Annotated in this window: 12 protein-coding genes and 1 pseudogene; 2 read left to right on the top strand and 11 right to left on the bottom strand. The window is 70.1% G+C overall.

The annotated features are described in order from the left end of the window. Nucleotides 1-87 precede the first annotated feature (87 nt). From ABZ260_RS35670 to ABZ260_RS35645, 6 genes are read right to left on the bottom strand one after another with little or no spacing between them, the layout of a single operon-like run. The gene (locus tag ABZ260_RS35670) at nt 88-1,020 is read right to left on the bottom strand and encodes a nucleoside hydrolase (protein ID WP_355626444.1); all 933 of its coding nucleotides are present in this window, start codon (nt 1,018-1,020) and stop codon (nt 88-90) included. Nucleotide 1,021: 1 nt separating this feature from the next. Beyond that, nucleotides 1,022-1,771, bottom strand: a complete 750-nt coding sequence (locus tag ABZ260_RS35665; protein WP_355626443.1) for a glutamine amidotransferase — start codon at nt 1,769-1,771, stop codon at nt 1,022-1,024. Between the two features lie 10 nt (nt 1,772-1,781). Beyond that, complete coding sequence (locus tag ABZ260_RS35660; protein ID WP_355626441.1) at nt 1,782-2,834, bottom strand: phosphotriesterase-related protein; 1,053 nt, start codon at nt 2,832-2,834, stop codon at nt 1,782-1,784. Further along, the gene (locus tag ABZ260_RS35655) at nt 2,831-3,832 is read right to left on the bottom strand and encodes an ABC transporter permease (RefSeq protein WP_030923544.1); all 1,002 of its coding nucleotides are present in this window, start codon (nt 3,830-3,832) and stop codon (nt 2,831-2,833) included. Before ABZ260_RS35655 ends, ABZ260_RS35660 begins: the two co-directional genes overlap by 4 nt. Further along, nucleotides 3,829-4,602, bottom strand: a complete 774-nt coding sequence (locus ABZ260_RS35650) for an ATP-binding cassette domain-containing protein (protein ID WP_355557971.1) — start codon at nt 4,600-4,602, stop codon at nt 3,829-3,831. The genes ABZ260_RS35655 and ABZ260_RS35650 overlap by 4 nt, the downstream gene beginning before the upstream one ends. A gap of 17 nt (nt 4,603-4,619) precedes the next feature. Continuing rightward, entirely contained in the window at nt 4,620-5,603 is a 984-nt protein-coding gene (locus tag ABZ260_RS35645) for a substrate-binding domain-containing protein (protein ID WP_355626439.1), read from the bottom strand. A 208-nt stretch (nt 5,604-5,811) separates the two neighbouring features. On the opposite strand from ABZ260_RS35645, the gene ABZ260_RS35640 reads away from it, so the two are divergent. Together ABZ260_RS35640 and ABZ260_RS35635 are read left to right on the top strand one after the other, a co-directional pair. After that, nucleotides 5,812-6,882, top strand: a complete 1,071-nt coding sequence (locus tag ABZ260_RS35640; RefSeq protein WP_355626437.1) for a LacI family DNA-binding transcriptional regulator — start codon at nt 5,812-5,814, stop codon at nt 6,880-6,882. Further along, a complete protein-coding gene (locus tag ABZ260_RS35635; RefSeq protein ID WP_355626436.1) occupies nt 6,879-7,970 on the top strand; it encodes a M20 family metallopeptidase in 1,092 nt (363 codons plus the stop codon). The genes ABZ260_RS35640 and ABZ260_RS35635 overlap by 4 nt, the downstream gene beginning before the upstream one ends. 249 nt (nt 7,971-8,219) lie before the next feature. On the opposite strand, the gene mnhG is transcribed toward ABZ260_RS35635, so the two are convergent. From mnhG to ABZ260_RS35610, 5 genes and pseudogenes are all read right to left on the bottom strand, one after another. Continuing rightward, the gene (mnhG, locus tag ABZ260_RS35630; RefSeq protein WP_350929537.1) at nt 8,220-8,555 is read right to left on the bottom strand and encodes a monovalent cation/H(+) antiporter subunit G; all 336 of its coding nucleotides are present in this window, start codon (nt 8,553-8,555) and stop codon (nt 8,220-8,222) included. A 5-nt stretch (nt 8,556-8,560) separates the two neighbouring features. Beyond that, on the bottom strand, nt 8,561-8,821 hold the full coding sequence (locus ABZ260_RS35625; protein ID WP_350929445.1) for a monovalent cation/H+ antiporter complex subunit F: 261 nt from the start codon (nt 8,819-8,821) through the stop codon (nt 8,561-8,563). Continuing rightward, a complete protein-coding gene (locus tag ABZ260_RS35620) occupies nt 8,818-9,378 on the bottom strand; it encodes a Na+/H+ antiporter subunit E (protein WP_355626434.1) in 561 nt (186 codons plus the stop codon). The genes ABZ260_RS35625 and ABZ260_RS35620 overlap by 4 nt, the downstream gene beginning before the upstream one ends. Further along, nucleotides 9,375-10,979, bottom strand: a complete 1,605-nt coding sequence (locus ABZ260_RS35615) for a Na+/H+ antiporter subunit D (RefSeq protein WP_355626432.1) — start codon at nt 10,977-10,979, stop codon at nt 9,375-9,377. Before ABZ260_RS35615 ends, ABZ260_RS35620 begins: the two co-directional genes overlap by 4 nt. After that, nucleotides 10,979-11,477 (bottom strand): annotated as a pseudogene (locus ABZ260_RS35610) (Na(+)/H(+) antiporter subunit C); the annotation flags it as partial. The pseudogene ABZ260_RS35610 and the gene ABZ260_RS35615, both read right to left, overlap by 1 nt.

The raw sequence follows: 11,477 nt of genomic DNA, 5'->3' as shown, positions 1-11,477 counted from the left end.
GGACCGCTCAGGAGGCGTTGACGAACGTGCGCAAGCACGCGCCGGGCGCCGAAGACCGCGCGGCGGCCCCCGGCCGGTGTCCGAGCGTCAGCCGAGAGTGTCGATCGCACCGATCATGATGTCCCAGAACCGGTCCCGGTCGAGTACGGTTCCGACGTTCGCGTTGGACTCCCAGTCCATCCGGCCGTGCAGGTCGGCCACGGTGGCGCCCCGGGTGTGCTCACCGTCCAGCTCGACCCGCAGACCCACCCGGACATGCGTGAGGACCGCGGGATCGATCAGGTAGGCGACGGTGATCGGATCGTGCAGCGGGGGCGCCTCGAATCCCCAGGTCTGGTGGTAGCTGGAGCCGAAGAAGGTGAGAAGTTCCACGCAGACACGGGCCAGCGGGGTGCCGAGCGCGGCTATCCGGTCGAGCACGTCTGTGGTGACGAGCGCCTGGTGGCTGACGTTGAGCCCCACCCAGGTGGTCGGGATGCCGCTGCCGAGCACCTCCGCCGCGGCCTCCGGGTCGGCGTAGATGTTGAACTCGGCGTAGGGCGTGTGGTTGCCACGCTCGGTGGAACCACCCATGATCACGATCTCGCGGATCCGGTCGCGGTCGCCGGGATGGCGGCGCAGCAGCGTGGCGATGTTGGTCAGCGGCCCGATGGCCACGACCGTCACCGGTTCGTCGGCGGCGGCGAGCGTGTCGTGGATGAGCTCGACACCGTGGCGCGGATCGAGGGGCACGTCGGGCTCGCCGAAGGCCGGGCCGTCCAGCCCGCTCTCCCCGTGCACATAGTCGCCGATCTCCAGCGGGCCGGCGAGCGGCCGGTCGCAACCGGCCGCGACCGGCACCCCGGTCGCCCCCGCCAGGCTGAGCATCCGCCGCGCGTTGAGGGCGGTCTTCGCCACGGTCTGGTTGCCGGCGACGGTGGCGACCGCGCGCAGGTCGATCGCCGGGTCGGCCACCGCCAGCAGGATGGCCAGGGCGTCGTCGTGCCCCGGATCACAGTCGAGAATCACCGGGATCGGCATGTCAGATCTCCTTCGCCAGCCAGCGCACGGCCCGGGTGAAGAGGGTGCGGTAACCATCCCAGGTGACGAACTCCTCGGGGCACCAGTGCGGGGCGATGTCGGAGGCCCAGGCGAGAGTGCGGCCCGCCCCCGCCTGCCGTACGGCGAGCAGCGGGTCGGCGCCGACGGTGGCGAGCAGCCGGGCGTCCTCGGGGACCTCGAAGCGGTTGTAGCCGAGCAGGTCGGGCCAGTCGGAGGGCAGCCCGTCCACGATGGGATGGGCCGGATCGACGACGACGCCCGGAAGACCCTGCGGGGCCTCCACCCGGTCGTCGTAGGGAGAGATCCGGGCGGGGAGCACCCGCTCCACGGGGGTGCCGCGGAAGGCCGCCTTCGCCTCGATGCCCTGGAAGCTGAGATAGCCACCGGCCATCGCCAGCCCGCCGCCCTGCTCCACCCAGCTCGCCAGCAGGTCGAGCCGGTTCGCCGACTTCCTGCTGTGCAGCCAGGTATCGGGGTGCAGCAGGATGCTGTTGGCGCCGATGTCGGAGAGCACGACGACGTCGTAGGCCGCCAGCTCCTCGAACGTCCCGGGGAACAGCTTGGGCACGTCGTGCGCGGGTAGATGGTCGACCTCGATGCCGTCCGCCACCAGTACGTCGCGCAGCGGCTCGAAGCCGGTGTGGTAGGTCGTCGTGGTGAACTCGTCGAACCCCTTGTAGTGGGTCGACACGCTCATCCACGACTCGCCGGCGACCAGCACGCGGGTCATATTGTCTCCTTCAGGGGATCTTCGGGGTGGTGAAGAGCTCGCGCGGGTTGGCGACGAGCAGCCGGTCGGTGTCCTCGGGGGTCAGCCCGTGGTGGTGCAGGCGCGGCACGAAATGCGTGAGGATGTGCGCGTAGCCGGTTCCGCCGTACCGGACCAGCATGGTCTTGAGGAACACGTCCTGGGAGAGCAGCAACCGGCCGCCCAGGCCGGCACGGACCAGCCAGGCGACGGCGGCGGCGTTCTCCTCGTCGCACGGCGACTGGCCCTCGCCGGGGTAGAGATAGTCCATGCCGCACATGTCGTATCCGAGGTAGGCCCCCCGGGCGGCGAGGGACACCTGGTAGTCGCGCTCACGCAGGCTGGGGTTCAGGTGTGACAGCACGGTGGCCGTGAGGAGGCCGCCCTCCTCGGCGACGACGTCGAGCACCCGGTGGCCGTGCCGTACCCACCCGGGCAGGTGCACCGAGAGCGGCGCGCCGGTGCGGGCCTGGGCTCGGGCGGCGCCCCGGAGCACCTTCTCCTCGGCCGGGGTGAAGTCCGGGGAGATCCCGATCTCCCCGATCACCCCGGCACGTACTCCCCCGGTGCCGTCGACCAGATCTCGCTCGATCTCGTCGGCGACGTCGGCGGCGCTCATGCCGCGAACCCGGGCCGGGTGGGTGCGCTCCAGGTAGAAGCCGCAGCCCATCACGATGTTCAGGCCGGTGGCACGGGCGATGCGGACCAGCTCCGCCGGAGCGCGGCCGATGCCCTCCGGGGTGACATCCAGCACGGTGCGGCCCCCACGGGCCGCGAATCGGGCCACCTCCTCGATCGCCACACCGGTGTCGTCCAGGGACACGTTGTCGCGGGAGAGGTAGGGGTCCAGTCTCAGCCGGCCGAGGAACTCCATCCGCACCGGTGAGCCGGCGATCAGCTCACCCTCGGCGTCGCCCTCGGGGGCGGGGTGCCAGGCGCTGGCGCCGTCGTTGCGCAGGTGCTCGTGGCAGAGAGTGATGCCGAGCTCGGCGACGGGCACCTCGCCGAGCACCGTGGTCGCGGTCGCGTCGGCCCGGCCGGTCATTTCCGCACCGCGCCGAACCTCGCCCACATTTTGTTGTTGGCGAAGATGGCCAGCAGGAGAATGCTGCCCTGCACGATCTGCACATAGAACGGCGAGACGTGCAGCAGCACCAGGCCGTTGGCGATGACGCCGAGGGTGAGCGCGCCGAAGATGGTGCCGAGCATGCTGGCCCGTCCGCCGAACAGGCTGGTCCCGCCGAGCACGACGGCCGTGATGACCTCCAGTTCGAACCCGGTGCCCGCGTTCGACGACCCGGAGCTGAGCCGGGTGGCGATCAGCACTCCGGCAAGCGCGGCGGCCAGGCCGGCCAGCACGTAGACGGTGAGCCCGACCCTGCGGGTGTTCACACCGGTACGGCGCAGCGACTCACCGTTGGAGCCGAGACCGACCACGTAGCGGCCGAACGGCGTGCGTGTCAGGACCAGCCAGCCGAGCAGCGCGATCACCACGGCGAGGATGGCCGGCACCGGTACTCCGGCGATGCGGCCCTGGCCGAGCTGGACGATCCACAACTCACCGTCGATCGGAGTGGAGTACCCCTCGGTCGCGCGCAGGGCGGTGCCCCGCAGGATCGAGAGCATGGCCAAGGTGACGATGAACGCTGGGATGCCCTGGTAGGAGGAGAACCAGCCGTTGACGAACCCGATCGCCGCGCCGAGCGCGAGGATCGCGATGAGCGCGAGGGTAGGGTCCCAGCCCTGCTGCAGGACGATCGCCAGCAACGATCCGGACAGCGCGACCGTCGAGCCGACCGACAGGTCGATGCCGGCGGTGCTGATCACGAAGGTCATCGCGACCGCGACGATCAGGGTCGGCGAGATCTGCCGGATCAGGTTGAGCAGGTTGCCGACGCTGGCGAAGCGGTCGGCGGAGAACGAGAAGAAGATCAGCAGCAGGACCAGTACGGCCCCGATGGCGATGGTCTGGGCGTGGCTGCCGATGTGGGCGGTGAGCCGGGCCGATCGGGTGGTGACCACCCTCTCACTGGTGACGGTCATGACCGCGCTCCCTCGGGCTGGTCGTGGGCGACGATCTCCGACACGAGCCGCTCCAGGCTGGTGGTGCGGGCGTCGAGGTCGGCGCGGAGCGTCCCCTCGTACATCACGCAGAGCCGGTCGCAGACCCGGAACAGGTCCTGGAGGCGGTGGGTGATCAGAATCACCGAGACCCCCTGGGAGGAGACGGTCTTGATCAGTTCCAGCACGGTCTCGACCTCGGCGACGGCGAGCGCGGCCGTGGGCTCGTCGAGGATGAGCAGCTTGGGGCCGAAGGTGACCGCGCGGGCGATGGCCACCGCCTGCCGCTGGCCGCCGGAGAGCCCTCCCACCGGGATGTCGGTGAGAGGGATCCGGATGTTGAGCGCGTCGAGTTGCCGGCGCGCGTCCTGGTGCATCCGCTTGATGTCCAGCAGCAGGCCACCGGCCCGGCGCGGTTCACGGCCGAGGAACAGGTTGCCCGCCACGTCGATGTCGTCGCAGAGCGCGAGGTCCTGGTAGACCATCTCGATCCCCAGCTCGCGAGCGTCGCGGGGGGTGGCGAAGGACACCTGGCGGCCATCGAAGACGATCTGCCCGGAGTCCGGCACGACGGTGCCCGCCAGCACCTTCATCAGGGTGGACTTGCCGGCGGCGTTGTCGCCGACCAGTCCCACCACCTCGCCCGCACCGACCCGCAGATTGGCCCCGCGCAGTGCGTCGACCATTCCGTAGCGTTTGCGGATGTCGCGCATGACCACACGGTCCGCGCCGGTCGCCTCGTAGTCGGTCATAGGGGTCTCTCCGCCGCTCACTTGAACGTGGAACGGTACTTGTCGACGTTTTCCTGGGTCACGATCGTGATGGGCACATCAATGGTCTTCTTGGCCTGCGCGCCACCGACCAGCGCCTTGACCTCCTTGACCGCCTCGTAGCCCTCGGTCCTGGGGTCCTGCTGCACGACTCCGGCGACGAAGCCGGCGTCGATGCCGCCGATCGCCTCCGCGGTGAGGTCCCAGCCGAAGACCTTGACCCGGTCGCTCGCGTTCTGCGACTTCACCGCGGCCACCGTGCCGAGCAGCGCGGGCTCTCCGGTGGCGTACACGGCCGTGAGGTCCGAGCGCGAGGTGAGCAGGTTCTCGGCGGCGGCCAGGGCGGCCTCCTGCTTGTTCTGCCCGTCCACGGTCTGGACGATCTTGGCGCCGGCCGCCTCGACGGTCGAGTTGAAGCCGTCCTTGCGCACGTTCTGGATGAAGGAGTTGAGCGCGCCGACCACGCCGATGTTCGGCGCGGCCACGTTCTGCTTCTTGGCCCACTCGTTGACGAACGTGCCCATCTGCTTGGCCGCGGCCTCGTTGTCCACGCCCACCTGGGTGTCGACCGCCGGGGAGTCCACGATCGCGTCGACGGCCACGACCTTCAGTCCCGCGTCCTTGGCGATCTTGGCGGCGGGCTTGATGCCCTCGACGTCGATGGCCACCACGATGACGCCGTCGAACTGCTGCTGGACGAAGTTGTCGATGGCCTCGTTCTGCTTCACCGGGTCGTCGTTGGCGTTGAAGATCGTGAGGTCGACGCCCGCCTCCTTCGCGGCCTGCTGGGCGCCGGCGTTCATCTCGTTGAAGAAGATCGCCTGCTGGTTGATCTGCACCAGGCCGATCTTCGGCTTTTCTCCGCCGTCGGCCGAGGGCGCGGTGTCGGAAGCGTCCGTGCCGCCACATGCCGCGGCCAGCAGGCCGGTGGCAAGGATCGCCGTGACGGCGGTCAGGCGGGTGAAGCGAGTCGGTCGTGCCATCGAATCAGCCTTTCGAGACGCTGATACAGCGGGGGGTTGGTAATCGATTACCAATGTCCGGGGATGGTAGCGACCAGGGCAAACTCTCGTCAAGGTGACGTAAGGCCGCGGACGCTCTATGGTTCTAACAACCCGCACATGAGCGAGCTCACATGGCGGGGAGGCGGCCGGTTATCCTCAGCGCGACCAGGGAAATCGATTACACAACATGGGCGTGACAATCCACGACGTGGCCAGAGCGGCCGGCGTCTCCGTGGCCTCGGCCTCGCGTGCCCTGTCCGGGCGTCGCAAGGTCACCGCCGAGGTGGCCGAGCGGGTCACCCGGGCCGCCACCGAGCTGGGCTACCGGCCGAACGCCATCGCCAAGGCACTGCGCGACCAGACCACCGGAACAATCGGCATGATCGTTCCCGGCATCGGCAACCCGTTCTTCACCACGATCGTCGAGTCGGTGGAGCATCAGCTCCAGGAGACCGGACATGACCTGCTGCTGTGCGCCTCCCTGTACACACCCGAGATCGAGGCCCGGCGGCTGAACACGCTGCTGGCCCGGCGGGTGGACGGCCTGATCATCAGCCCGTGCGACTTCGAGGCCAGCGCGCCGGCCGTGCTGAACGCAGCCCGGCAGGTGCCCCTGGTACAGGTGGACCGCTACATCGAGGGCGGCGGAGCCGACTGGGTCGGCGTGGACGACGACTCGGCACTGGCCCAGGCGGTCGACCACGTGGTCGCCGGAGGAGCACGCTCCGTCGTCTTCGTCAGCAGCCGCCTGATGAACTCCTCCGCGAGGTTGCGGCTGGCCGGCTTCCAGCTCGCCACAGCCCGTGCCGGGATCGCCTCCCTGCCGCCACTGCTCGGCGAGTTCACCCTCGCCTGGGGCTTCGAGGCCGGGCAGGCGCTGCTCGCCGGCGACGCCCTGCCGGACGCGGTGGTCTGCGGAAACGACGAGATCGCGGTCGGCCTGCTGCGGGCACTGCGGCTCGGCGGTGTACGGGTTCCCGAGGAGATATCGGTGGTGGGGTTCGACGACGTCGGCCACGCGGCGATGTGCGACCCGCCGCTCACCACGGTGCGCCAGCCCGTGGAGGAGATGGCAGCCGAGGCGGTACGCCTACTGAACCAGGTACGGGTGGGCGATCCACGGCCCGCGCAGCGCATCGCGATCGCCCCCCGGCTCGTCGTACGGCAGACCAGCCGCCCCGTGACCGGGGGCGTGGTCACCGCCGGAGCCGGAGGAACCATGACCGGGGACGGTCAGGAAGACAAGGAAACGACATGACCGACGTCGTGGAACTGACCCGCGAGCTGATCAGGATCGACTCGGTGGGCGGTGGCGAGGCCGCGGTCGCCGAGCCGCTCGCCCGCAGGCTGGAGGCCGCCGGTTTCGAGGTGCGGGCGCACGACCACGCGCCCGGCCGTACCGGACTGGTGGCCCGGTGGGGAACGGGCATGCCCGTCACCCTCACCGGCCACCTCGACACGGTTCCGCTGGGCGGCCAGGCATGGACGCACGAGCCGCACGCCGCGGAGGTGGACGGCGACCGGCTCTACGGGCGGGGGTCGAGCGACATGAAGGCCGGAGTGGCCGCGCTGGTCGTCGCCGCCGAGCGGCACGCGCGCGGGCCGGGCCGCCGGGTGGCGCTGGAGATCGTCCTCACCGCGGGAGAGGAGACCGGCTGCGAGGGCGCGATCGACATGATCGCCCGTGGGCTGGTCAGCCGATCCCGGGGACTGCTGGTGGCCGAGCCCACCGCGAACCGCGCCCTGCTCGGGCACAAGGGCGCGCTCTGGCTGAAGGCGACCGCCCAAGGCCGGACCGCTCACGGCTCGATGCCCCACCTGGGTGACAACGCGATCTACAAGCTGGCCCGCGCCATCGGCGCCGTCGAGCGCTTCGATCCCGGCGTTCCCCCCCACCCCTGGCTCGGCGCGCCGACCGCGAACGTGGGGACCGTACACGGCGGGATCAACGTGAACTCCGTCCCCGACCTCGCCGAGGCGACCGTCGACATGCGCACGGTCACCGGCCAGGATCACGCGGAGCTACGCGAGCGGCTCCGGGAGAGGCTCGGCGGGGAGGCCTCGCTGGAGGTGCTGACCGACCTGCCCTCGGTGTGGACCGACCCGGACGACCCCTTCGTGCGGGCCCTGCTCACCGCGGGGGCCCGCCCCCCGGGCGACCGACCGGCCGCCAGCTACTTCACCGACGCCTCGGTGCTGGTCGCCGCCTGCGGCGGAGTACCCACCGTGATCTGCGGCCCCGGGGAGCCGGAGCAGGCACACGTCACCGACGAGTACTGCGAGACTCCCCGGATCGAGGAGGCCGTCGAGATCTACACCGGCGCCCTGGCGGGGTTGCCGTCGTAACAAAAATCGGGTGAATTTGCCTGACCTGCGGTAACGCAGCCGGCCAGGCACGCACCTGGAGCTCGATGAACTCAGCCTCGGCCCGTGCGACGTCCGGATACACCTCGCGCTCGGTGTGTTCGGCCAAGGCCCGGTAGACGTCTGCCGGACTCGGGTTCCGCCTCCGCCGGTGCGATGTCCACCCACGTTCACCGGACGGCCGGGACCGTCCGGCGAACCGGTGAGGACTCCCTGACACCTGACAGAGCACTACTGGGCGCGAGCGTCGCCGGGAGACGGTACGGCCGTGCCGTCGTCGCCGTCGTCCTGCGGCTTCGCGGTGAGATAGGCGGCCCTTCCCACCATGTAGGCGGCCACCGCGGCCGTCACCACCTGGTAGACGGCGACCAGGATGATGACGCCGGCGATCTTCCAGCTGGGGTCGCGCAGCCACATGGCGAGCAGGATGAGGTGGAGGCCGAGCACCTGGGGCTTGGTCGCCGCGTGCATGCGCGCCAGGGTGCCGGGGAACCTGACCATGCCCACCCCCGCCGCGAACGCCAGCGTCGCCCCCAGCAGCAGGCAGACGGCCGCGGCCACGTCCATCGCGGTCACCGGGCACGCCCGGAGAAGAACCTGGCCAGCGAGACCGAGCCGACGAACCCCAGCAGGGAGAGCACCAGCAGCACGGGCAGCATCGAGTACTCCCGGTAGGTCGCCGCCCCCGCCCCGATCGCGCAGATGACGACAGCGGTGAGCACGTCCAGCGCGACGGCGCGGTCCAGCATCGTCGGACCGCGCACCAGGCGGTAGAGCGTCATCGCCGCCGCGGCGGCGAGCAGTCCCAGAGCGATCAGGTAAACCGTCGTCATCGCACCTCCTCCTGATCCGCGCGAGTGCCGAAGGCGGCCACGATGCGGTTCTCCAACCGGGTCACGTCATCCTGGGTGACCTGGCTGACCGTCGACGGGTCACCGGGCACGCCGAGCACGTGGAGCAGGAGCGTTCTCTCCCGGACGTTCGCCTCCAGCACCAGGCTGCCCGGCAGCGCCGACAGCGCCACCGTCACCAGCACCGCCATCGGCTCCGACGAGGCGCGCAGTCTCACCTCGACGAACTGGACCGGCGGCGGTTTGCCCAGTCTCAGCGCCCAGAAGGCCACCCGGAAGCTGGAGATCACCATGTCCCGTAAGAAGCGGATGAGGAACAGCAGGATCTTGACAGGATGGAGCCGGATGCCGGTGTCCTGGATCGGCAGGGGCAGCAGCCACACGAGGACCAGCCCGGCCAGCAGGCCGCCGAGCACGTTGCCCACGCTCAGGTCTCCCCAGAGCAGCAACCAGATCAGCGTCAGCCAGAGCACCTGCGGCAGCGGCACGGGCCTGCCCAGCAGCCGCAGCACCATGAACGTCGGGCGGGGCTCGTTCACCGCTCACCGCCGAGCACCGCGGAGATGTACGGTTCGCGGGCCAGCAGTTCCTCCGCGGCCCGCTCCGACAGGGCGGACAGCGGGCCGGCCAGCACGGTGAAGGACAGGGCCAGCGCCACCAGGGCGGCCGTGGAGGCGAACATGAGCTTCGGCATGGTGACGGAGGTGACGATCGCCTCGTCGGCGGCCCCGGCGGCGGGCTTCGGGTCCACTCCGTCCGCGTCCTCCTGGGTGTCCTCCTGGGTCTCCAGCACGGTTCCCCCCTCGGTGACCATTCCCGCGGGCGGCACCCGCCAGAACGCCTTGTTCCAGGTCGTGGCCACCGCGTACAGGGTGAGCAGGCTGGTCACCAGCCCTCCGGCGACCAGGGTCAGGGCCATCGGACCGCCGTCCGCCACTCCCGCCTGGATCAACCCGAGTTTGCCCAGGAAGCCTGACATCGGCGGGATGCCCGCCAGGTTCATCGCGGGCACGAAGAAGAGCACCGCGATCACGGGTGTCAGTTTCGCCAGACCGCCGAGACCGTCCAGGGAGGTGGTGCCGGTGCGGCGCTCGATCATGCCGGTCACCAGGAACAGGCTCGTCTGCACGGTGATGTGGTGGGCCACGTAGAAGATGGCACCCGCCATGCCCTGGACGCTGAACAGGGCGACTCCGAACACCATGTAGCCGATATGGCTGACCAGGGTGAAGGAGAGCATCCGTTTTATGTCGGTCTGCGCCACCGCCCCGAGCACCCCGACGAGCATGGTCAGCAGCGCCGCCCACATCAGTATGTCGCCCACCGGACCGCCGGGGAACAGCAGTGCCTCCAGCCGGATGATCGAGTAGACGCCGACCTTGGTGAGCAGCCCGGCGAAGAGCGCCGTCGCGGGGGCGGGCGCGGTCGGATACGAGTCGGGCAGCCACGCCGACATCGGGAAGATCGCGGCCTTGACCACGAAGACCAGCAGGAGCGTCAACTCGACCAGCAGCCTGACATGCTGGGGCAGCACCGAGAAGCGCTCGGCCAGCTGCGCCAGCGACACGGTGCCCGTGGCGCCGTAGGCCACCGCGATCGCGACCAGGAACAGCAGTGACGAGGCCAGTCCTATCACCGTGTAGGTGGCGCCCGCCCGGATGCGGGACTCGGTCCCGCCGAAGGTCAGCAGCACGTACGAGCCGCCGAGCAGCATCTCGAACCCGACGAAGAGGTTGAACAGGTCCCCGGAGAGGAAGGCGTCCGACACTCCGGCGACCATGATCAAGTAAGCCGGGTGGAAGATCGACAGTGAGGCCTTGTACTCCTGGTCGGCCCAGGACTGGGAGAGCGAGTAGATCATCACGCAGAGCGTCACCGCGGAGGAGACCGCCAGCATCAGCGTGGAGAGCCGGTCGGCGACGAGCGCGATGCCGATCTGCGCGCCCCAGCCCCCGGCGTGGGCCACCAGCGGCCCCTGCTGATCCGCCGCGAACAGCAGGACCAGCGACACGAGCAGCACCACCGTGAGCGTGCCCACGCTGATCAGCGCCTGCAACCTGCGCAGCCTCTGGCCGATGGCCAGCTTGAGACCGACGGCCAGCAGCGGCAGCACCACGGGCACCGGGATCAGCGCCTCCATCAGTCCTCCCCCTCCAGCTCGGGATCTTCCGCCCTGGCCTGTCGTGCCCGGTCCTCCCGGATCGCGGCGCGCATCTGCCTGCGGGCATCGCGCTGGCGGGCGCGGAGCCGCTTGCGGATCTCACGCTCGCGTGCCGCCTGTTCCCGCTGCCTGCGGTCGAACTCGGCGCGCACCTCGCGGAGGCGCCTCTCCCGGCCCTCCTTGGAGACGTCCTCCGCCTGCTGGGCCTCGGCGAAACGCTCGGCGAGCCGCTCGGCGGACAGGCCGTCGTTCTTGTGCTGCTGCAACCAGTGGCCCAGGTCTACGTTGACGTCCAGGATCCGCTGCTCCAGTTCCTCGGCCTCCCTGCGCTCCCACTCGTGGTGTTCCTCCTCCAGCCGGGCCAGCTCGGCGCGCTGCTCGCGGACCAGTCGCTGGTACGCCGCCTGCCGGTCGAGCACGGCCTGGCTCAGCTCGCCTTGCCTGGCGCGCAGCCGCACCCGGCGGTCCTCGGTGTCG

The organism is Streptosporangium sp. NPDC006013 (genome assembly GCF_040614275.1).
Classification (GTDB): Bacteria; Actinomycetota; Actinomycetes; order Streptosporangiales; family Streptosporangiaceae; genus Streptosporangium.
Note: the sequence above shows the minus strand (reverse complement) of the source record. Positions and strands in the feature narration are given on the sequence as shown.

Bases quoted from the DNA above. Each gene is read 5' to 3' on its own strand.
- ABZ260_RS35670 (WP_355626444.1), bottom strand. From the start codon at position 1,020: ATGCCGATCCCGGTGATTCTCGACTGTGATCCGGGGCACGACGACGCC.
- ABZ260_RS35635 (WP_355626436.1), top strand. From the start codon at position 6,879: ATGACCGACGTCGTGGAACTGACCCGCGAGCTGATCAGGATCGACTCG.
- ABZ260_RS35640 (WP_355626437.1), top strand. From the start codon at position 5,812: ATGGGCGTGACAATCCACGACGTGGCCAGAGCGGCCGGCGTCTCCGTG.
- ABZ260_RS35660 (WP_355626441.1), bottom strand. From the start codon at position 2,834: ATGACCGGCCGGGCCGACGCGACCGCGACCACGGTGCTCGGCGAGGTG.
- ABZ260_RS35645 (WP_355626439.1), bottom strand. From the start codon at position 5,603: ATGGCACGACCGACTCGCTTCACCCGCCTGACCGCCGTCACGGCGATC.
- ABZ260_RS35615 (WP_355626432.1), bottom strand. From the start codon at position 10,979: ATGGAGGCGCTGATCCCGGTGCCCGTGGTGCTGCCGCTGCTGGCCGTC.
- ABZ260_RS35650 (WP_355557971.1), bottom strand. From the start codon at position 4,602: ATGACCGACTACGAGGCGACCGGCGCGGACCGTGTGGTCATGCGCGAC.
- ABZ260_RS35625 (WP_350929445.1), bottom strand. From the start codon at position 8,821: ATGACGACGGTTTACCTGATCGCTCTGGGACTGCTCGCCGCCGCGGCG.
- mnhG (WP_350929537.1), bottom strand. From the start codon at position 8,555: ATGGACGTGGCCGCGGCCGTCTGCCTGCTGCTGGGGGCGACGCTGGCG.
- ABZ260_RS35655 (WP_030923544.1), bottom strand. From the start codon at position 3,832: ATGACCGTCACCAGTGAGAGGGTGGTCACCACCCGATCGGCCCGGCTC.
- ABZ260_RS35665 (WP_355626443.1), bottom strand. From the start codon at position 1,771: ATGACCCGCGTGCTGGTCGCCGGCGAGTCGTGGATGAGCGTGTCGACC.